We start from the raw sequence: 20,593 nt of genomic DNA, 5'->3' as shown, positions 1-20,593 counted from the left end.
CCGGCATGCCCGGAGCCCTGGGTGACCTGGTCATCGTCGACTTCAGCCGCATCCTCGCCGGCCCCTACGCGACGATGCTGCTCGCCGACTTCGGCGCCGAGGTGATCAAGGTCGAGCGGCCCGGCGGCGGCGATGACACCCGGTCCTGGGGTCCGCCGTTCGCCGATGGCGAGAGCACCTACTTCCTCGGCGTCAACCGCAACAAGCGCTCCATCGCCCTCGACCTGTCCGACCCCGCCGACGCCGCGACGGCCCGCGCGCTGGCCGCCCGCGCCGACGCCGTCGTGGAGAACTTCCGCCCCGGGACGATGGAGCGGTACGGCCTCGGCCACGAGGAGCTGCGCGCGGCCGATCCCGGCCTGGTCTACTGCTCGATCACCGGGTTCGGCACGGACGGCGGCGCCGAGCTGCCCGGCTACGACCTGATCATGCAGGCGGTCGGCGGGCTGATGAGCGTCACCGGAGCCCCGGACGGCGAGCGGATGAAGGTGGGCGTCGCGCTCGTCGACGTGGTCACCGGCCTGCACGCCGCGCTCGGCGTGCTGGCCGCGCTGCGGCACCGGGACGCCACCGGCGAGGGCCAGCGGGTCGAGGTGTCGCTGCTCTCGTCGCTGCTGTCCGGCCTGGTCAACCATGCCTCGGCGTACGTCGCGGCCGGCGTGGTGCCTGCCGCGATGGGCAACGAGCACCCGAGCGTCGCGCCGTACGAGCTGTTCGAGACCGCGGACCGGCCGCTGGTCATCGCGGCGGGCAACGACCGGCAGTTCCGCGCGCTGTGCGGCGCGCTCGGCCGGTCGGACCTCGCCGCGGACGAGCGGTTCGCCACCAACAGCTCCCGGGTCGCGCACCGGCGGCCGCTGAGGAGCGCGCTCACCGCCGCGCTGGCCGGGCGCACCGCGGACGACTGGTTCGCCGTCCTCACCGCGGCGGGCGTCCCGTGCGGGCCGATCAACGACCTCGCCGGGGCCTTCGACCTCGCGGCCCGGCTCGGCCTCGATCCCCGCGTCGACCTCCGGGACCCGCGCCGCCCGCATCCGGTCGGGCAGGTCGCCAACCCGATCCGGCTGAGCGCCACACCGCCCCGGTACCGCACCGCGCCGCCGCGCCTGGACGAGGACGCCGCCGCCGTCCGCGCCCGGATCGCCGGGGAGCCCTCGCTTCCAGAATCTGGAGAGGGGCGGCCCGGATGACCGCGGGCGACCGGCCCCGGCGCCCGCCGACGGCGCAGCAGTTCGTCCTCGAAGAGATCAGGCGGGCCATCACCGGCGGCGAGCTCCGGCCGGGCACCCCGATCCGGCAGGACGCGCTGGCCGCGCATCTCGGCGTCAGCCGGGTCCCGCTGCGCGAGGCGCTGAAGATCCTTGAGGGCGAGGGCCTGGTCACCTACCAGGTGCACCGCGGCTACAGCGTCGTCTCGCTGTCCATGGACGACCTGCGCGAGGTCTACCGGATCAGGGAGATCCTGGAGGCCGAGGCGGTCCGCCGCGCGGCCGGCGCGATCACCGGCGCCGATGTGGACCGGCTCGAGGAGATCCAGCTCGACGTGGAGCGGGCCGGCGAGGCGGGTGACGTCGCCGCGATGGCCGCCGCGAACCGGCTGTTCCATTTCACGCTGTTCGAGCGTTCGGGGATGCCGCGGCTCGTCCGGCACATCCGCCTGCTGTGGGAGGCGACCGACGCCTACCGCTCGCTGTACTACGGCGACCATGAGAACCGGGAGCGGGTGAACCACGAGCACCGCACGGTGCTCGCCGCACTGCGCGACCGCGACGCCGGCAAGGCGATCGCGTCCCTCGACGAACACCGCGCCCACGCGGTCGCGGCCCTGGAACTCGTCTTCGCCGGCGGCGAGCCGAGCACCGACCCCGATGCGTGAGGGCCGGTCTACTCCGGCGCGGCGGTGGGCGTCCCCGGCCAGGCGCCGAGGTCCCGGCAGGCCGTGACGATGGCGCGGTCCAGGTCCTGGCGCATGCGGTCGGGGCTGTCGAGCACGTCGCCCAGCGCGGGGTCGGAGTAGAGCGTGATGAGCGCGCCGGCCTGCAGCGCCGGGGTGCGCCTGATCAGCTCGGCGCGCTGCCGCGCGCGCCGGCCGGTCAGGTCGGCTAGCGGCGATCGGGATGAGCGTCGGACAGGGCGGTCAGGGACGCCTTCCACCGTTTCGCCGCCCCTTTGAGCGACTTCTGCCACGCCTCGGCCGCCTCGTCCTGCCGGGCCAGCGCGTCGGTGGCGCGCGTCACGTGCGCGCCCAGTTCCGGGTCGGCGTCGGCCAGCTTGCGCATGCTCTTCCTGGCCAGGGCCTTGCGCAGCTCGGCTCGTTGCGCGGCGGCCAGGCGGGCGTGCCGGGCCGAGCCGTCGACGAGCCGCGGCAGCGCGTCGGCCAGGGCGTCGATCCTGGACATGGTCTCTCCTGGGTCGCTAGGCGATCGGGTTGAGCTTGGCCCAGGGCTCTCCGGTGTTCTCCACCGGGGTCCCCTGGATGTCGATACCCATGCTGGTGATGTTCCCCTGCACCGAGGCGGCGGCCTTGTCGACGTCGATGGTCATCGACGGGCGGCCGCCCCCGGCCAGGCGGTTCCCCTGCACGATCGCCAGGCTCGCGGTGAGGTGGACCACCGGCATGTCGCTCTCGTCCGGCTGCGTGCACCGGTTGGCGGTCATCACGACCTCGCCGGGGACCTGCACGTAGACCGCGTTCATCACACCGCCGCCGTGCAGCGTGTTCCGGGCGAGCTCCACGTTCCCGCGCGGGCGGCCCGCCCGGTGCGCCTGGTCGCCGGCGAGCAGCCAGGTCTCGGCCGGCGTTCCCGCGAAGCGCAGGCCGGCGAAGGTGAACTGGTCGCCGATGATCGCCGTGAGGGCGCGCCATCCGGTCTGGGTGACCGATCTCGGATCGGGGCCGCGACTGACGAGGTTGTCCGACACGGAGATCGTGTCCCGCCATCCGGCCATGGCGATGCCATGGGCGGTGCTCCCCTGCCCCGGCATCCCGACCCGCGAGACGGTGTTGCCGGAGATCCGCCCCTCCTGGCAGGACGCGACGGCGATGCCGATGCGGGGGAGGTCCCCGGTGGCGTCCCGCGAATCGGCCCCAACCCCGTCGATCATGTTGTCCGCGACCGAGACCAGATCCACCCCCGTGACCAGGACACCGGCCGTGAGGACGAGACGCCGCGGTCCCGGGCCCCTGTCCTCGCCGCCCCCGGAGGGGGGCCGCAGGTCGACGATCTGGTTGTCGTGGACGGAGACGGCGCCCTCGTTGTTCCCGGGTTCCACCACGACGCCCGCGCCCGTGCGCCGGATCGTGTTGTGCTGCACGATCAGGCTCCGCGGCGCCGCGGTGACCGCGATGCCGCTCTCGGCGAAGTCCGTGACGGTGTTGCCGGTCACCGCGACCAACCCGTTCGGGGTGTCGGGCGGCAGCGCCAGGACCGCGATGCCGTTCGTGCCGTCCTGGCGGTCCCGGGAGATGATCGTGTTGTCGCGGACGTTCGCGTGCCGGCCCGTCACGATGCCCTGGCCCTCCACCTGCAGGGTGTTGGCGCGGATGTCGAGGTCGCCTTCGAGGTCCCGGTCGTCCTGCGGCACGAGGCCGGTCATGACGATGCCCGCCTCCTCGCACCAGTCCATCGTGTTGCCACGGATCGAGGTGCGGCCGCCGTGCGTCGCGGTCACGCCTTTCGCGACATCGATGTCGATCCCCCACTCCTGGCAGGAGAACCGTGTGTCCTCGATGCTCAGCCCCACGGTGAGCACCTGGGGCGAGGCGCCTTCGTCCAGTTCCCAGGCGGTGATTCCGGCGAAGGCGGACAGGACGCATCCGGAAACGCTCAGGTCGATCAGCGTGTCCCCGAGGCCGAGCGCGGGGCCTTCGGGCTGATCGATCCGCAGCCGCTCCAGCACGACCCGCTCGTTGCCGCCGGCGAGCAGGACGGCCGGGTTCCCGTGGTCCTCGCACACGATGCGGAGATCCGCCAGTTCGACGTCGGAGCAACCGCGCAGGCGGAACGCCGTCGTCTCGGACGCCCTCAGCCGGGTGCCGTGCCCGCTGCCGCGCAGCCGGACCGAACTCATCCTGGTCAGGTCGAGAGGCTCGTCCAGGAAGTACGTTCCGGGGCACAGGGTGAGCGTTCCGCCGCCCGCCCGCTGCAGGCTGTCCAGCGCGTCCTGGATCGTGAACCCGAGCTCGTTGTGCTGCTCCGGCGTGACGCAGATCTCGCAGGCGCACCCGCCGCCACCGGACGGGACCGGCCACTCCGGGCGGCAGTCCTGGACCTCGTCCGGGAAGGTGACCAGCGCGAGCCGGGCGAAGTGGTGGTGGATGCCGCGCGGCGGCGCGCCGGTCAGCTTCTCCAGCGACTGCTCGGGGGTCGGGGCCGACGCCCGGGCCGCGAAGACCCAATGGTCGCCGGGACGAGGCGTGCCGGGCCCGGTGGAGGTGAACGCGACCGTGATGCCGTGCTCCAGCGGGACCGGCGAGCCGTCGGCGGGGACGGTGATCAGCGGCGAGTCCCATTTGCGCACGCGAAGATGGTGGTCCAGGCCGGTCAGCTCGGCGGGGAGCGCGGGCGAGAAGGTGATGGTCGAGGCGGCCACGTCCACGGTCACCTGGCGCATCTCGCCGGACGCCTGGGCGAGCTCGCGAGCGTCGTCGGTGATCTCGACCCAGTCTCCGTCCTTGATGGACAGCTCGGCGTCGCGGCCCAGCGAGTGCAGGCGCAGCGAGGTGGCGGAGAGCACCTCGGCCACGGCGGCGCCGAACGCGGCGTTGTCGCGCGACCAGGTGAACTCCGTCGGCGAGTGCATCTCGACCCGGTACAGGTGGTTCTCCGGCCCGCGGTAGCCGGTGCCGGGCGGGATCTCGCACGGGTCGGTGACGGGATCGACCGCCTCGGTCCCGGTGGTGAGCCGCAGCGGCGACGGCGCGGTCAGCTCGTCCCAGCCGCTGAAGGGCTGGTCGCAGCCCGCGCCGGCGTCGGTGCCGGTGGCGGGCAGGACGCGGACCTGCCACACGATCTGGGTGCGCGTCGTGGTGTCCACGCCGATGGCGCTGTCCACCAGGTCCGGGGTGTTGAGGTGGGTGCGTTCCCGTTCCCACACGTCGAGGTAGACCAGGTGCGGACCGCCCCCCGGCGGTTCCGCAGGGGTGGGCCAGTAGGGCTGGCTCCCGTACTCCGTCCCGCCCGTGCCGTTGGGCTCGGCCAGCACGGGGTCGAAGATCACGGTGTCGCCGTGGTTCTCGGCGACCAGGCCGTCCACGTACATCCGGCCGGCGCCGATCGACATCTTCCCGCCGGACAGGGTGATCCGGAACGCGTCCGGCGTCTGCCGGGACACCGCCGTGGCCTGCGGCGCGAGGTCGACCATCTGCGCCCGGAACCGGCGGTCGCTGATGGCCACCTGCTCGTTGAAGTCGGCGTCGAGCCAGACCCGGCCCTGCTGGATGCGGACGCCGCTGAAGTCGCGCAGCGCGTCGAACCGGACTCTACTCAGATCAGCACTCATTGTCGGGTGGTCCTCAGGTCGCGTAGAAGATGCCGGCCTCAAGGCCGAAGCGGAGATGTTCGTCGAGACGCAGGCGCAGGTTCGCCTCGCGCTGCGGCTCGAAGAGATGGTTCCCGGCGCCCATCTCGCTCTCGTTGTCGGCGCCGCGGCGCACCTCGTCCGGCGCGGACGGCCGGAGCTGGGCGTGACCGGGATCGGCGAAGCGGAGGGAGGTGAAGGCCGGCGGGACGGTGGTGCAGCTGTAGCGGGACGGTGTGAGCGAGCCTTCGGGCACGCGGCTGAACCGGACGCAGCCCTCCTGGCGCCGCCGCGCGGTCACCGCGCCGAGGACGATCGAGTTGGAGATGTCGACGCGCGTCGCGCCGACCGCGCCCAGCACCGTGCTCTCCGCGAGCGCCAGCGAGCCGCCCTCGTAGGAGTCGAGGACGCTGTCGCGGACGGTCACCTCCACCCCGTCGGCCACCTCGACGTGGCCGAGCACGCACCGGTCGATGACCACCCGCGCCGCCCGGTGCGCGACGACGAGGCTCGGGGCGCCCGGGTCGGCCGGGGCGTTGGCGGCGGTTCGGGTGAGCCCGGGGACGAGCGTGCAGTGCCGCAGGATCAGCGTGCGGGCCTCGAGGTCGCCGGCGTCCTCGAACGCCAGCCGGCCGCCGCTGATCAGCAGCCCGTCGAGCACGATCGTGCCGCCGGGTCCGGGGCGCAGCCGCACCGGCCCGGCCGCGGCCAGGTGCGGCCGCCGCTCGTGCGCGCCGCGCAGCAGCACGGTACGGCCGGGGCCCGTGGCGACGGACGGCGTCTCCTTGTAGACCCAGTTGTCGGCGATGTCGACGGTGCCGCCGGAGGCCATGGCGTCGAGGCGGGGCTGGAGCGCCGCCCCGCCGGTCACCTCCCGGAGGCCGCCGGCCGCCGTCGACACCGCACGCTTGTAGCCACCGCCGCCGACGCGCATCGCGAGACCGTAGTGGAACGTTCCGGTCGCGGTGGCGGCGGCCGGCACCGGATCGGGGAAGTACACCCGGCCCAGCACCGGGTCGATGGCGAGCACGTCCGAGCCGGGCGCCGGCGCGTGCGCCCAGTCACCGGCCGCGTCGGACAGGTCGCAGATCCGCACCTTCGACGGCGTCGCCGCGCCGCTCACCTCCACCAGCAGGCTGCGGCCCCGCCCGTAGTAGACGTCGCGATGGTCCTTGAGGAACCGCCTGGTCAGCGGGAGCGGCACGTCGAACGGCTCGGCCAGGTGGGTGATCTCCTCCTCGGTCCGCGGCCGGCCGAACAGCCGCTGGTCGATGCCCAGCGGATGGAACCGGAAGCGGCGCCGCGAGCCCGCGGCGGGCACCAGCGGCGACCGGATCAGCTCGACGGCCTCCTGGCGCCACAGGAACAGGCCCACGTTGTGGATGTTGTAGCGGCCCGCGCCCGTCGAGATGCGGCGGACCTCCGCCAGGTGGGCGCGCTCGTCGAAGGCGCCCGGCAGCGTGCGCCGCCGCACGTCGGGGACGCCGCCCTTGCCGAGCCGCGGATGGTTCACGTGCTGGGTGGCGGCGAGCCGCTCGAAGAACTCGACCGCCCGCGCCGACCGGCCGGTGACGTCTAAGGCCAGCTGCTCCAGCATGGCCGCCGTGCCCTTGCGGCGGCGGTAGGCGATGGTGTTGGCGACCTCGCCGCGCGGCGAGACCACGGCGGGCGGCCCGCCGTGCAGCGGGCGGTACCCGACGAGGTCGCCGATGTAGGGCACGGCCCACTCGGCGGCGGTCTCCACGAACAGGTCGTCGTAGAATTGGTCGAGGCTCTCCTCCAGGACGCCGAGCTGCGCGCCGATGACGCCCATCAGCTGGCGCAGCTCCCCGTCGCCGAGTTCGTCCCGGAGCCGGTGCACCCGGGGCAGGAGCTCGTACACGTCCGTCATGGCATCTCCGTGAGCCAGCGCCGCGGATCGGTGGTCAGCAGCAGGATTTCCGCCCCCCGTACCTGTGCCCGCGCAGTCACCTCGGGCCCGGCGGCGAGCAGGCGCCGGCGGCGGCCGAGGAGGAAGTCGGCGGGGGACAGCGCGTCCAGGTCGACCGCGACGACGCCCGGGGCGCGATGGGCGGCGGCGATCACCTCGGAGGCGTGCACCGGCGCGCCGAACTCCCGCGCCCGGAAGCCGAACGCCTCGGCCAGCGCCGCCGCGACCGCCGCGAGCACCGTCCCGACCTCGTGATCGGGATGCCGGCGCACCTTCATCCGGATCTGGAACGGCTTCGGCTGGTACGGCACCACGACGACCGGGACGAGCGGATCCCCGTGCCCGCGCAGCGTCGTGACGAGCCGCGCGCACGTCTCCGGCGGCACGGGGGCACCGCCCTCGCCCGCCACGGTCACCACGATGGTGCGGACGTTGCGCAGCGGGAGCACGGCCACGTGCGCCTTGGCGATCCCGGCGAACGTGCGGGCGAAGTCCGCGTAGTCCAGGAGGGACACCGCCCGGCCCAGCGTGCGCGTCGACAGCGGGATGCCCTCGCGGGCGTGGTCGGCCGAGTCGGGGTCGGCGCCGCCCAGCGCGGGCACCGGGTTGGTCACCCCGGTGACGCCGAGCGGCGGGGAGGCGAGCTGGGTCAGCGCGCCCGCGGGCAGGTTGCCCGCGGCGCCGATCCCCTTGCGGTAGACGGCGCGCACGTTGTGCTGCCCGGTCGGCAGCCGCGCGCCGCGCAGCCCGTCGCCGGTGCGCACCTCGACGGTGCCCGACGGGCCGTCCCGGGTGACGAAGACGTGGTCGTCCGGCGCGGCCCGATGGAGCGTGGGGACCTCGTGCCAGCGCACGTCGTTGACGCGGATCTCCAGCGTGGACGCCGAACCGGCGGGGACCGACGACGGCACGTACGTCAGCGGGTCGTGCCTGAGCTCGAAGCGCTGGAACGGCCGGGCGGCGTCGCCGTCGCCCAGGATCTGGTGGACGGTCTCGCCATGCGTGGCGGACGCGACGTTGCCGAAGATCTGGACGCCTTCCGGGCCGTACGATCCGGCCAGGCTCCCGGTGAGGGTGAGGACCGTGTCCGTCCCGTCCAGCGCCGCCGACTTCAGCGTCACCGTCTCCGCCGCGCCGCCCGCCGTCACCAGCAGCGTGCGTCCCGGGGGCAGGTCGCGCACGTCGCCCGCGACGGTGATCTGGGCACCCGCGACCTTCGACCGGTCGGGCTCGGGCGCGAGCTCCAGCTCCTCGCCGACGGCGTGGACCGTGGTCCCGCGGACGTCCTCGTCGAATCGGCCGTACTCCGTCTGCGAGCCGCTCAGCTTGACCCGGGTCGCCTTGCCGGACACGGCGAACTCCGACCGCGACAGCTCCGTGACGGCCTTGGCGGTGAACAGCGCCCTGTCGGTACCGGCGGTGAAGACGAGCATGCCGCCCACCGCGATGTCCGGGTGGGAGCCGTCCATGTCGGAGGTCATCGGCAGCGGTGAGCTGAGGTAGGACGGCCAGTCGGCGCAGCCGGCCGGGCAACCGTAGTCCGTCTTGAACTGCTGGGACATCGACTGCCAGCGGGGGGCGTTGTGCCCGAAGAAGCTGAGCCGCTTGCGCATGACGTAGGGCGTGAGCGGCGCTGGCTTGGTCAGGGCGTCATGCCAGGTGACGAGCGTGCGTTCGCGGTCGGGCTGCGGGGTGACGGCCCCCACCGGGCGCACCTCCCACGACTGCGCGCTCGCGTGGAACAGCAGCAGATCACCGGGCTTGAGGCCGGTGGTGATCCCCTTGACGTACATGCTCCGCCCGCCCCCGCCGAGCACGGTGCGTCTCGTCGTCACGGGGCGCATGAGGTTCCAGGCCGGGCGCGCGACGAGGGCCTCGGCCGTCTCGAACACCTGCGACTGCTCGCCCTGCCCCGGGACGCTGCGCACCTGCACCCCGGCGGGGATCGTCACGGTGGACGGCATCCGGGCCCGCTGGAACGGCGTCGTCGCCGCCTCCACGGCCGCCGCGGCGGGCGGCTCGACGTGGAAGGCCAGGCGCGTCGCGGCGGCCACGCCGGGACGCAGCCGGTAGCCGACCAGCTTGCCCAGTTCCGCCAGCGACGGCCGCTGCCGCGCCGTGCGCAGGTACGACTCGTTGATCAGCCGCTCGGTGTAGAAGGTCAGGATCTCGGCCATGCACGCGGTCGCGTCGAGCAGCGCGACGCTGAAGTCCTCGTCGTCGCGGGTCGTCAGCCCGGCGAGCGCGGGACGCCGCGCGGAGGCCAGCACCGCGTGCATGCTCTCGCGGAACTCGGCGTACCCGCCGGGCCGGTAGCGCACCTGCGGCAGCGCAGGCCGGTTCTCGATCGGCTGCGGCGTGCTGCCGGTGATGCCCGCGCAGCAGCCGCACTCGCACTCTCGCGTCACCGTCCGCCCCCGAGGGTCAGGGTGAGCCTCCCGCGTTCGGGGAAGTTCGGGTCGTTGTCCAGCCGTGCGATCTCCAGCCGGCCCATCCGCAGCACGCCGGAGGCGAGGCCGCTGACCTCGGGCGAGTGGCGGCGCCGGAACACGCGCGCGTCGACCGAGGTGACCCCGGCGACCGCCTGGGCCGCGGCGTAGATCGGGCTCAGGAAGACCGGCTGCGCGAACGTCAGCCGGTCGGGGTGGAACAGGGCGGTCAGGACCTCCAGCAGCTCGCGGCGCACCGCCGAGCGCAGATGGCCCTCCGCGACGCACACGTGCAGCCCGACCTCCAGCGGGACGTACCGGGCGCCGTCGACCTCCAGGTCGTAGCCGGCCAGCCGGTAGCGTTCGAGCCCGGCGCGCAGCTCGCGCTCGAACTCGGCGTCCACGTCGGCGCCGCCGACGCGGTCGACGGTGAGGAACACGGTGTGCCAGCTGCCGGTCCAGCGCCAGGTCGCGGTCGCCCGCTGGACGCCCGGGTGGCGGGTGGCGACGTCCTCCCAGTCGGCGGGCGTGACCGCGCGTTCCTGCACCAGGTACGCGTTGGGCGCGTCGCGGCGGACCTCGTCGGCGGTCTCCGGCTCGTGCCCGCCCGCCGCGGGCATGGGGTTGGTGACCGATTGCACGCCGGGAGTCGTGGCGATGTGCGCCAGCGCGTTCGCGCCGACGTTGCCGGACACGCCGTTGCCCGTGCGGTAGCGGGCGGTGAAGGCCGTGCCCGGAGCGGGCCGGTTGAACCGGAGGTAGGTCGAGCCGTCGTGCTCGGACTCCACGGCGAACACGGCCGCCGCCGCGTCACCGGTCAGCAGGTCCCAGCGCGGGTGCCAGGTCACGATGCCGTCGGTGAGCTCGATCCGGGGATCGGCCCGGCGAGGCGCGGCGGCGGTGACGCGGCCCGCCGGGATCGGACGCGCCAGCACGGTCACCTCGCCCGCGGAGCCGGCCCGGACCCGGACCACGGTCTCGCCGTCGCTGACCGACCATTCGCCGTGGGAGCCGCGCACGATCAGCGGTGCGCGCCGGAACACGACGCCGTGCCCGGCCAGCCAGGCCCGCACCCTGCCGGACGGGGTGCGGGCGGCCAGGTCGGCCATGACGGCGGCGTCCTGCTCGGTCCTGGTGATCACCCGTGGGTTCACCTCGACCGCGCGGGTCAGCGGCCCGGACCGCAGCCGCGGCCGGTACCGGACGGGCGCCGCGGCCGGCGGTGCCACGTCCAGGCCCGAGGTCTGCGGCTGCGGGACCGTGCCGAGCGGCTCGCCGGGCATGGTGCGGCCGTGATCGGCAACGATCACGTTGCCCCAGGCCACGCTGACGGGCTTGCCGCCGGCGGCGGGAGCGCTGACGCACACCGGGAACGGGGGCCGGTCGGCGGGGTCCCAGGCGATCCGGGTGACCGCGACGGCGCTGGCGGTCGGCGGGTCGCGGAAGCGTCCGCCGGACGGGTCCTGTCCGGGCACGACGTGCGTGAGCCGCACCGGCCACAGGTGGCGCGGATCGGCGTCGGCCGGGTGCCCGGTGGCCGGACCCAGCACCTCGGCGAAGATCAGGATGTCGCCCGCCTTCAGGTTGGGGTGGTTGCCGCGCAGGGTCGCCTCAGTCGCCCCGGCGGGCAGGCAGCACTCGTCGTCGCCCCAGGTGTAGAAGCGGAAGACGTCGTGGTTCTTGTACAGGACCGCGTCGTCGGTGGTCTCGAAGACGGTGGCGCCCGCGGCGAGCGCGGCGTCCTCCCCCTCCGCGGTCAGGAGGTCGGGCAGGCCGTCCACCCGGCTGTAGATCTTGGTGCCGGCCGGGACCGCGACGCCGTCGCCGGTCGCCGTGCAGCGCACCAGCACGCGGGCGGCGCATCCGTCGTGCATGCGGTGGTCGACGAGCCGGGCGTGGCGCCGCAGCGAGATCCGGCTGCGCGCCGTCTCCAGGTACGACTCGGTCGCGATGGCGTCCTGCCGGTAGGAGAGCCGGTCGCCCGCGTAGGCCAGCAGCTCGATCAGGGTCACGCCGAGGTCGGCCGGGGTCCGCTCGCGCCAGCGGGGCGAGATCAGGCTCACCCGGTCCAGCAGCGTCTCCCGCAGGCTGGCGTAGTCCTTGGCCAGGTAGTCCAGGTCCGGGACGGGCGCCGCCGGCGGGACGCATTCGCATTCGTCCCGGCAGTCGAACCCGGCGTCGCAGTCCACCTTGAACGAGAACTCGACCTCGCCCAGCAGCGGGTCGAACGCCGACGCGTCGATGTGGAGCGTGTAGTAGGAGTAGTCGCCCGGCTGTTCGGTGCGCACGACCAGGACGCGATCGGGGTCGGCGAGCCCGGCGACCAGTGCCGGGTCCTCGTCCGGCGGCAGCGCGTCGGCCGGGGTCGCCCACTGGACGGCGACGGTGCGGACGCGCTGCCCGCCGTCGATGCGCACCTGGCCGGCGGTGATGCCCGCGGCCGGTTTGAGCAGCCGCACCAGCAGCGTGCGCTGCACGGGCCCGGCCGTCGCGACCTCCAGGTACTCGATGCCGTTGAGGACGCCGCCCGCCTTCACGGCGGGCAGCCGTCGCTTGTGGCCGCACACGTATCTCATGCGGACGCTCCCGGTCTCATGCGGCCGCTCCCGGCGCGGTGAACTCGTCCACCCGGCGCTGCCGCGTGCGCAGCGACACGTACTGCACCAGCACCCGCAGCACGCCGTCCGACCCGGACACCTCCACCGAGTCGACCGCGATGAGGTGGCCCAGCCACTGCTGGAGCGCGCCCTCCACCAGGAACTGCGTCGTCGCGGCGAGTTCCGGGCTGTTGGGCTCGAAGGTGAGCGCGAGCAGGCCGGAGCCGAAGTCGGGCCGCATCACCCGCTCGCCCGGCGCCGTGAACAGCACCTGCGCGATGAGGTCGCGCAGGTGCGCGTCGTCGTCGGCGGTCGCGGTGCGCCCGGTGGCGTCGAAGCGGTACGGGAACCCGACGTTCACGTCGCCACCGCCCTGGGCTGGACGGTCATCGGCAGGAACGGCGACCCCGTCGCCACGCACACCGACGACCCGGCCTGCACCGCCACGGGCACCCCGGTGACGAGCACCCGCGCCGCTCCGGTGACCCACTGCCCGCTCGCGCAGAACACGCCGGACGGCGTGAGCGAGCAGCCCGTGACCGCGTACGGCGTGCCGACGGTCACCACGGGCTGCCCGCCGACCAGCACGCGCGGGCTGGGCGCGAGCGGCGTGGCCGGGCCGCCGTGCGAGCAGGTGACGACGGCTCCCAGGTGGACGATCGGGCCCGGCACCTCACACCACCGTCAGCCCGCCGGCGTTGACGTCGACCGGCTGCCCCACCACGCTCACCGCGGGGCCGGCCAGGTTGATCATCGCGCCCTTGCCGTTCATGATGCTGATCCCGGCGTCGGTCACCGAGATCATCGGGACGCCGCGGCAGTAGATGGTCACCCCGCCGACGCCGGGGGTGTCGTTGACGACCACGGCGTTGAGCGCGGTCGTCTGCATGGTCATGCCCGCCACGCCCGGCGGCACGGTGTGCGACAGCGCGGGACGCTCCGCGAACGACCCCCAGTAGCCGCCCACCCAGATGGGATGGTCGGGGTCGCCCTGCTCGAACTCGACCCACACCCCGGCGCCCATCGCCGGGACGGTGAACACGCCGGAGTTGGCGCCCGAGGCGGGCAGGCACGGCATTGCCCAGCTCGTCGGCGCCACCGACGACACGTCCGGCACGATCACCTGGATCCGGCCGATCTGCAGCGGATCGACATTGTTGACGACCGTCGCCCGATATTTCCCGTAGTACCTTTTCGCTTTTTCCGCCAGATGGCTCATATCGGCACCTTCGACAGAGTGGACAGCAGGCCGTTGCGGGCCAGGGTGAAGGATTGCTTGTACTCTCCGCGCTTCATGGAATGGGTCACCGAGGAGACGTAGTAGAGGCCGTCGAACGCCTCCCCGGCGCCGCGCACGCCGACCAGGCCGCGCGAGCGCAGGACGCGCCCGTACCGGGCGACGTCGAGCGTCCCGCGGCCGAAGACCACGTCGGAGTGGTTGGCCGCGTAGGAGATTCCGCGCGCCAGCGCCACCCACGGTTTGTGCTTGGCGGAGTCGTTGAGGAAGGTGAGCCTGGGCGGGAGCGGCGGCACCACGCCCAGCGGCGGGTTGAGGGGCGTGACGTCGGGGACGGGGATCGGAATCGGCGCCTTGGAGTACTGCTCCTGGATCCACACGACCGGCATCTCCTTGCGCTCCTTGTCGAAGGAGAAGGAGAGGGTCTCGACGTTGCGCCGGGGAGCGTCGAGATCGAGGTTCAGCGCGGGCTGCGCCGGGCCGACCCGGATCTCCGGGCCCCAGTAGCCGCGGCTCGTGCCGGGCACCGGCCCGGGGTCGAGGTAGAACACGTAGCCGGCGTCGCGGGCGAGCAGCTTCAGGTACCCGTAGTCGGTGCCCTGGTGCCGCGGGATCGACTCCACGGGGATCGGCAGGTCCTCGATGAGGCTCGGGATGGTGACCGGGATGATCCCGAAGGCCGCGTACTTCACCAGCACGGCCAGGGCGCGCGCCACCGGCGGCATCGCCGGGTACGGGAAGCCGTCGAAGTCGAACCAGTCCATGACCGCGGACAGGTCCTTGCCCTTGATGACGAGGGTGGGCTCGTCGGCGCCGTCGCGGACCTCGTGGTGGGTCATGACGCCGTCGATGAGCACCTCGGCCTGCCCGCGGACGGTCACCGCGATGACGACCCGCACGACGGGGATGGTCGCGCCGCCGGTGAGCAGGAACAGCGTGTGCAGCGGGGACCGCCGGGACAGCCGGAAGACGATCTCGAACCCGCTCTGGGTGTCGCCCGCGCCCGCCTCGACGCTGATCGACTCGACGGCCTCGATCACCTCCCGCCCGGCGGGGATCGGCACCGCCGGACCGATCAGCAGCGACAGCCGCACGCCGCCGCTAAGCATCCGGCACCCCCGGGATCCCCTCCGGCGCGGTCAGCCGCAGCCGCCGCCCCAGGTGGGCGGTGAGCTCGTCGGGATGCGCCGCCACGTTGGCGTCGGCGATGCGCCACCACAGCTCGGGATCGCCGAGATGGCGGCCGGCGAGCAGGTCGAGCCGGTCCCCCTCGACGACCGTGTGCTCGCCCACGGCGGCGAGCCGCTCGGGCTGCGGCACCAGCCGCCGGGCCAGGTACGCGACGGGCCGCCGGCCGTCGCCCGGGTCGTGGGTCAGGACGGGCGTGGCCGCGTACCGGCTGTTGGGCGGGAACCGGCCGGCGGGCACCGCACCGGCCGCGACGAGCGCCTGCAGCGGATCGGTCATGACGGCAGGCCTTCCAGTCCGAGCTCCGACAGGACGCCGGGAGCCGCCTTCCCGGCGAGCGACTCCTTGGCCCGCAGGTGGTTCATGAACAGCACCCCGCCGCGGTGCCGGAAGCCCAGGTCGTCCACCGACAGGACGCGGAGGCCGAGGCTCACCCTGGCCAGGATCGGGTTGAGCGCCGGGTCGAACGCCTGCTCGGTGACGGACAGGTCGGTCAGCCGCACCGGGACGATGCGGCTGCGCGACCAGACGAACAGCGCCAGCGGCGACTCGACCGGCAGCACCTCCAGCGCGCCGGACGCGGCCAGCCGGTCGTTGGCCAGCAGCGCGGCCGAGGACGGGTGCGCCATCGCCTCCAGCATCGCGAGCTGCGGATGGACGCCGTACCGGACGGCGTCCCGGTTGCGGTCGGGGTACTCCAGCCGGTCGGTGGCGTCCAGGACGGCCTCGAGCTTGATCGTCTCGACCGGGCTGCCCTTGAGCCGCATCGCCTGGGCGCGGTCGCCGCCGCCCTCCCCCGCCGCCTTCACCTGGACCGTCCGGCTCAGGGTGTCCGGGTTGTACTGCAGCGAGATCACCTGGCGCAGCGCGCCGCTCGCCGGGTCCAGCAGCACGATCCCGCCCTTGACCAGCCGGGGCGATCCGGGAAACGCGCTCACCGGGCCCCTCCCGATCCGGCGGCGGGCGGACCGGCGGAGGGCATGATGCTCTCCCACACCGATCGCGCGACCTCGGCGCCGCCGGGCGGCGCCGCGACCGGGCGTCCGTCGAGGTGGGCCGCATGCCCGCTCGGGTACGGCCCGCCGTGGCCCCGGGCGAGCGCGCGCAGTTCGCTCTCCAGGCTCGCCTGGAAGGCGGCGGGATCGGGTTCCGCGACGCCGTCCAGGACGAGCTCGTCGATGTGGATGTGGACCTCCCGCATCAGCCCCACCCTCCGGCTTCCGCGTCGGTGAGCGGTTTTTCGAGCTTGGCGTACTCGCGCCGGGCGGCGGCGAGGACGTGCGCCATGGTCACCGGCGTCTCCTCAGCGGCGGCGCGGAACGCCGCGCCGAGCGCGATGGTGCGGATGTGCCCGCCGGGCACCTGCAGCCGCGCCAGCCGCGGCCAGTCGAGGCCGTCGCACGGCACCTTCGGCGGGAACATCAGCCGCCAGATCCGCTCCCGGGCGGCCGCGTCGGGGAACGGGAAATGCACCACGAACCGCAGCCTGCGCAGGAACGCCCGGTCGAGCGCGTTCTTCAGGTTCGTGGTCAGGACGGCCAGGCCCCGGTAGGCGTCCATGCGCTGCAGCAGGTAGGAGATCTCCACGTTGGCGTACCGGTCGTGGCTGTCGCGGACCTCGCTGCGCCGGCCGAACAGCGCGTCGGCCTCGTCGAACAGCAGCACGGCGCCGCCGGCGTCGGCGATGTCGAAGACCCGTTTGAGGTTCTTCTCCGTCTCGCCGATGTACTTGCTCACCACGGCGGCCAGGTCGATGCGGTACAGGTCGAGGTCCAGGTCCGCCGCGAGCACCTCGGCGGCCAGCGACTTGCCGGTGCCGGACTCCCCGGTGAACAGCGCCGTCACGCCGAGCCCGTGGTGCGAGGGCCCGGCCATGCCCCACTCCTCGTAGACCCGCGCCCGGTTGCGCACCTGGCGGGCGACGTCATGCAGCGTCTCCAGTTCAAGGCCGGGGAGGACGAGGTCGTCCCAGCCCGCGCGGGGCTCGATCCGCTCGGCCAGGCCGCCGAGCGCGCTGCGCGCGTGCAGCCGGCAGGTGCGGTGCAGCCCCTGCCCGTTCACGGCCTGGGCGATCGCCTCGATCTCGCCGACCTCGAACCGGAACGACACGGCGGCCTGCGCCGCCTCGTCCTCCTGCCCGAGCAGGCGCCACAGCTCGCGCCGGTCGGCGGCGCCGGGGCTGGGCACCGTCCACCGGACGGCGCCGCGGAACTCCGCCGGGGCGGCCGGTGGCACGCCGACCAGGACCGGGCACCCGAGGTCCGCGACGAACGAGCGGGCCGCAGGGCTCGCCTCGGAGACCGCCAGGAAGGGGAGCGCCCCCAGCAGCGCCACCTCGCGCTCGACGAGGCGGGCCACGGCCACGCTCTCCGGGCCCGGAGCCGGGAGGCGGTCGGCCGAGATCACCGCGGGGACCCGCCCCAGCGCGGACGCGACGTGCGCGGCGACGCGTTCGCGGGTCTCGGCGTCCGCGCCGTCCAGCAGGACCACCTGCCGCGGCACGGCCCCGGCCAGGGCGGCGGCGATTCCGGCGGCAACCTCGGCCTGCGCCTGCGTCACCGTCCCGGCCGCGTCGGGCTCGATCCGCAGGACGCCGTCGAGCCATGTGTCGACGCAGGTCACGCCCAGGAGGTGGTACAGGATCCGTTCGTCGATCCGCAGCGGGCGGTCGATGAGCCCAGGCCCCGGCGCGATATCGATCAGGCGCCAGTGGCGCAGCGGCGCACCGGGGGCGAGCGCGTCCCAGTGCCCGGCGTCCAGCGCCGCCAGCGCGGTGCCGGCGGTGGGCGGGGAGAAGCGGCCGTCCAGCTCGGCGCCCGCGCACCACAGCAGCAGGTCGCGCTCGAACGGCGAGAGCCGGAAGGCCGCCTGGAACCGCGCCAGCCGGGTGTCGCCGGGTTCGTCGCCCACCGCCGGCGGCGCGTCCGGGCCCGTGGTGATGCGGGCGTGCAGGCGGTCCAGTTCGGCGTTGAGCAGCCGCTGGTCGCGGTCCGCCCGCGTCTCCCCGTCGAACACGATCACGGCACGGTCACCTTCCGGTCCGCGCGGAAGACCGGTACGGGCCCGCTGTCGTCGATCAGGCGGCTGCGCACCCCGTCCACGCGCAGCCGCAGCCAGGCGGGGCCGGGCTCGACGCCGGTGAGTTCCGCCTCCACCTGCGACGCCGGGTCGTCACGCGGGCCGACCGTCGCCTCGGCGGAGTTCAGCGCCACGGTGACCGCCTGCTCGGGACGCACGCCCGGCGCGACCCCGAGGACGATCTTCACGCTGCCGCTCGCCGGGTCACGGGTGAGGGTGGCGGCCCCGGCGGCGGGGACGGGCGCGAGCATGAGCGCGGCGGTGTTGGTCGTGCGGGGGGACGTGGCGCCGTCGGGTGTCAGCGTGACGGTGACGCTCCAGACCCCGGCCGGCCAGATCTGCCCCGCCGGTTCCGTCGCGGGCAGCGTGAACGACAACTGTCCGGGGTCGGGGTTGGCCGCGACGGCGATCCGGTGCGGCTCCGCGAGCAGGCGGTGCGCGAGCTCGACGGTCACGCCGGTCCCGGCGAGGTGGCGGCCGTGCAGGGTCACGGTCTCCCCCGGCTCGGCGGTGCCGGTGCCGTCGGGCGCGGCGACGGAGTCGATCGCCGGGTAGGGCGCGCTCAGCGACTGCGTGACGGCGACGCCGCGGGTCAGGACGGGCACCGGATCGGCGGCGGGCCGGATCGCCTCGATGAGCACCACGCTCACCTGGTACGCGGCGCTGGGACGGTAGTGCGTCTGCACCGCGGACCACACCTTGGACATCTCGTCCACGCCCAGCGGATCCAGGGTGATCTTGAGCGTCTCGAACTGCTCGGCCAGGCCCGCGTTCGGCGGTTTGCGGAACGCCGCCGGGAGCACGCCCGGGTCCAGCGGCGTCGACGCGAGCGCCTTGCGGATGGCGGGCCGGTCGAGGAAGGACCGCTCGTGCAGCAGGTGCATGCCGTAGCCGAGCAGGATCTCCGCGTGCAGGTCCTCACGGCCGTAGGCGGTCAGCAGATAGTGCAGGTCAAGAGCAAGGGGCGGGTTGGTGATCCGGGTCCCGCGCGCGTCCCGGGAGGGCAGGTCCATGTTGCGCCAGCCGGGGTTGGCGCTCACCCGGTGGAGGAAGAGGTTGAGCTGCGGCCCGGCCTGGGGGTCGTCCAGCCTGATGAGATCGGGTGCCTTCACCGACACCTTGACGGGGCTCTCCAGCGCCGGGGCGGCGTCGATGAGGCCGTTGTCGAGCACGTTTCGCAGGACGGCGCTGACCGCGCCGAGCGCGAGTGCCGTGCTCATCGGGGCCTGCCGTCGTCGCCGCGCAGGTAGTCGGCGAGGCTCAGGCCGGGCGCGGGCGGTGCCGCCGGAGGCGGCGCGGCGGGCGCGGGGGCGGGCCGCTCGGGCGGAACCGGCACGGTGCGCACCTCGACGCGGCCGATGCTGATGTGGACGTCGGGCTCCGCCGATCCGGCCGGCGCGGCCGGGGGGCGGCGGGGCGGGAGCGCGATGTCCGGTTCCGGCGGCACCGGGCGGACCCGATGCGGATCGCCCGCACCGGAACGCCCGCGCCGCGGCTCGCCCTGCGCCCGAGGGCGGACGCCGTCCGGTGCCGCGGGCGGGCGCACGGGCTCGTCCGCGGCGCGGGACGGCTCGGCGAGCTTTTCGGGAGGCGGCGGCACGGCGCGGGTGTCCGGCGGCCGGGCCTGTGCCGGGCTCGGGGTGGACACTCTCGGGGCCGCGTCCGCGGGCGGCGGGGTCGCGGCCCGCTCCGCACGCGGCAACGGCGGGGCCTGCCCTGGCGGGCCTGCCGCGGTTTGGGGCCCGGCCCCGGCGGAGTCTTCCGGACGACGGCTCCCGGCGAAGTCGGCATCCGGGTGGCCGGTGTCGTGGGTGGCGAAGCCGGCGAAGGACGCGGTCGGCTCGAATCGTGCGGGCAGCTTCGGGCGGAACCCCGGCTCGTCGCCGATCGCCCGCCGCGCGAGCCGCGTGAACACGTCAGCCATGGCGCACCAGCTCCAGGTAGGAGTCGCGCCGCGCCTGCGGCAGCGCGAGGATCTGCCGCTCCGGCCAGCCGTAGGCGCGTGCCAGCTCGTCCACCTCGCCCAGCAGCCGGCGCGCCCGCGCGGCGAGCCGCGCCCACACGAACTCGGCCGGGTCGAGCGGGGAGTCCCAGACCGCCCCGCAGCCGGGGCAGGTGAGCGTGAAGGTGATGTCGGCGAACGGGTCCGCGGCCTCGACACACGCCGCGAGCGCGGCCCGCTCGGTCGCGTCCAGCGTTTCCGCGTCGTCCGGGACGCATCGCGACAGCAGGACGAGCGCGCCCCGCTCGGGAGTACCGGCCTGCGCCGCCGCGACCAGGTCATCGTCGTCGGGAAGCCGCCAGTGCACGGTCCGGCCGCCGACGTCCAGGGGCTCGACGGCCCGCGTCCACGGCATGCCCGTGGTCAGCTCCGCGACCGGCACGGTCAGCTCGACCTCCAGGCCGCAGCCGGGGCACCGGGCGAGGCCCTCCAGGGACGGCCCGAAGTTCTCGGCGAACGCGTCGAGCAGCGCCGCGTCCCGCCGTCCCACCGAGTCCTGCCGCGGCGCGCCGAAGACGCGCAGCAGCGCCGCCGGCCGGTGCGCCGGCGGCAGCTCCCGCACCTGTTCCCAGGCCGCGAGGAGGTCGGCGGGGGCGAGGGCGACCACGGCGG

General features: G+C 74.3%; 19 protein-coding genes. 2 read left to right on the top strand and 17 right to left on the bottom strand.

Going from position 1 to position 20,593, the window contains the following annotated elements:
* Window positions 1-5 precede the first annotated feature (5 nt).
* Both ACH34S_RS20105 and ACH34S_RS20100 read left to right on the top strand, forming a co-directional pair.
* Complete coding sequence (locus ACH34S_RS20105) at window positions 6-1,190, top strand: CaiB/BaiF CoA transferase family protein (RefSeq protein ID WP_395954218.1); 1,185 nt, start codon at window positions 6-8, stop codon at window positions 1,188-1,190.
* Window positions 1,187-1,876, top strand: a complete 690-nt coding sequence (locus ACH34S_RS20100) for a GntR family transcriptional regulator (protein ID WP_395954217.1) — start codon at window positions 1,187-1,189, stop codon at window positions 1,874-1,876. Before ACH34S_RS20105 ends, ACH34S_RS20100 begins: the two co-directional genes overlap by 4 nt.
* A gap of 8 nt (window positions 1,877-1,884) precedes the next feature.
* Here ACH34S_RS20100 and ACH34S_RS20095 read toward each other — a convergent pair whose 3' ends face one another.
* Genes ACH34S_RS20095 through ACH34S_RS20015 form a run of 17 tightly spaced genes read right to left on the bottom strand, consistent with a single transcriptional unit; the run spans window position 1,885 to window position 20,588 of the window.
* Entirely contained in the window at window positions 1,885-2,154 is a 270-nt protein-coding gene (locus ACH34S_RS20095; protein ID WP_395954216.1) for a hypothetical protein, read from the bottom strand.
* Window positions 2,103-2,399 carry a hypothetical protein gene (locus ACH34S_RS20090; RefSeq protein WP_395954215.1) on the bottom strand — a complete coding sequence of 99 codons (297 nt, stop codon included), beginning with the start codon at window positions 2,397-2,399 and terminating at the stop codon, window positions 2,103-2,105. Before ACH34S_RS20090 ends, ACH34S_RS20095 begins: the two co-directional genes overlap by 52 nt.
* A 16-nt stretch (window positions 2,400-2,415) precedes the next feature.
* Window positions 2,416-5,502: a DUF6519 domain-containing protein gene (locus tag ACH34S_RS20085; RefSeq protein WP_395954214.1), complete on the bottom strand. Its 3,087-nt coding sequence runs from the start codon at window positions 5,500-5,502 to the stop codon at window positions 2,416-2,418.
* A 13-nt stretch (window positions 5,503-5,515) separates the two neighbouring features.
* Entirely contained in the window at window positions 5,516-7,411 is a 1,896-nt protein-coding gene (locus ACH34S_RS20080; RefSeq protein ID WP_395954213.1) for a hypothetical protein, read from the bottom strand.
* A complete protein-coding gene (locus ACH34S_RS20075) occupies window positions 7,408-9,858 on the bottom strand; it encodes a putative baseplate assembly protein (RefSeq protein WP_395954212.1) in 2,451 nt (816 codons plus the stop codon). Before ACH34S_RS20075 ends, ACH34S_RS20080 begins: the two co-directional genes overlap by 4 nt.
* Window positions 9,855-12,455, bottom strand: a complete 2,601-nt coding sequence (locus ACH34S_RS20070; RefSeq protein WP_395954211.1) for a putative baseplate assembly protein — start codon at window positions 12,453-12,455, stop codon at window positions 9,855-9,857. The genes ACH34S_RS20075 and ACH34S_RS20070 overlap by 4 nt, the downstream gene beginning before the upstream one ends.
* A 16-nt stretch (window positions 12,456-12,471) precedes the next feature.
* Complete coding sequence (locus tag ACH34S_RS20065; RefSeq protein WP_395954210.1) at window positions 12,472-12,837, bottom strand: GPW/gp25 family protein; 366 nt, start codon at window positions 12,835-12,837, stop codon at window positions 12,472-12,474.
* A complete protein-coding gene (locus tag ACH34S_RS20060) occupies window positions 12,834-13,148 on the bottom strand; it encodes a hypothetical protein (RefSeq protein ID WP_395954209.1) in 315 nt (104 codons plus the stop codon). The genes ACH34S_RS20065 and ACH34S_RS20060 overlap by 4 nt, the downstream gene beginning before the upstream one ends.
* A 1-nt stretch (window position 13,149) precedes the next feature.
* A complete protein-coding gene (locus ACH34S_RS20055; RefSeq protein ID WP_395954208.1) occupies window positions 13,150-13,695 on the bottom strand; it encodes a phage baseplate assembly protein V in 546 nt (181 codons plus the stop codon).
* Window positions 13,692-14,822 carry a hypothetical protein gene (locus ACH34S_RS20050; RefSeq protein ID WP_395954207.1) on the bottom strand — a complete coding sequence of 377 codons (1,131 nt, stop codon included), beginning with the start codon at window positions 14,820-14,822 and terminating at the stop codon, window positions 13,692-13,694. The genes ACH34S_RS20055 and ACH34S_RS20050 overlap by 4 nt, the downstream gene beginning before the upstream one ends.
* Complete coding sequence (locus ACH34S_RS20045; protein WP_395954206.1) at window positions 14,815-15,180, bottom strand: LysM domain-containing protein; 366 nt, start codon at window positions 15,178-15,180, stop codon at window positions 14,815-14,817. Before ACH34S_RS20045 ends, ACH34S_RS20050 begins: the two co-directional genes overlap by 8 nt.
* Window positions 15,177-15,839, bottom strand: coding sequence for a hypothetical protein (locus ACH34S_RS20040; RefSeq protein ID WP_395954205.1), 663 nt, complete (start codon window positions 15,837-15,839; stop codon window positions 15,177-15,179). The genes ACH34S_RS20045 and ACH34S_RS20040 overlap by 4 nt, the downstream gene beginning before the upstream one ends.
* Entirely contained in the window at window positions 15,836-16,102 is a 267-nt protein-coding gene (locus ACH34S_RS20035) for a hypothetical protein (protein WP_395954204.1), read from the bottom strand. Before ACH34S_RS20035 ends, ACH34S_RS20040 begins: the two co-directional genes overlap by 4 nt.
* Complete coding sequence (locus ACH34S_RS20030) at window positions 16,102-17,922, bottom strand: ATP-binding protein (RefSeq protein ID WP_395954203.1); 1,821 nt, start codon at window positions 17,920-17,922, stop codon at window positions 16,102-16,104. The genes ACH34S_RS20035 and ACH34S_RS20030 overlap by 1 nt, the downstream gene beginning before the upstream one ends.
* Window positions 17,919-19,199 carry a DUF4255 domain-containing protein gene (locus tag ACH34S_RS20025; RefSeq protein WP_395954202.1) on the bottom strand — a complete coding sequence of 427 codons (1,281 nt, stop codon included), beginning with the start codon at window positions 19,197-19,199 and terminating at the stop codon, window positions 17,919-17,921. The genes ACH34S_RS20030 and ACH34S_RS20025 overlap by 4 nt, the downstream gene beginning before the upstream one ends.
* Window positions 19,196-19,903 carry a hypothetical protein gene (locus tag ACH34S_RS20020; RefSeq protein ID WP_395954201.1) on the bottom strand — a complete coding sequence of 236 codons (708 nt, stop codon included), beginning with the start codon at window positions 19,901-19,903 and terminating at the stop codon, window positions 19,196-19,198. The genes ACH34S_RS20025 and ACH34S_RS20020 overlap by 4 nt, the downstream gene beginning before the upstream one ends.
* A complete protein-coding gene (locus ACH34S_RS20015) occupies window positions 19,896-20,588 on the bottom strand; it encodes a hypothetical protein (protein WP_395954200.1) in 693 nt (230 codons plus the stop codon). The genes ACH34S_RS20020 and ACH34S_RS20015 overlap by 8 nt, the downstream gene beginning before the upstream one ends.
* Between the last annotated feature and the right edge of the window lie 5 nt (window positions 20,589-20,593).

It is taken from the genome of Actinomadura sp. 3N508, assembly GCF_044326375.1.
GTDB lineage: Bacteria > Actinomycetota > Actinomycetes > Streptosporangiales > Streptosporangiaceae > Spirillospora.
Note: the sequence above shows the minus strand (reverse complement) of the source record. Positions and strands in the feature narration are given on the sequence as shown.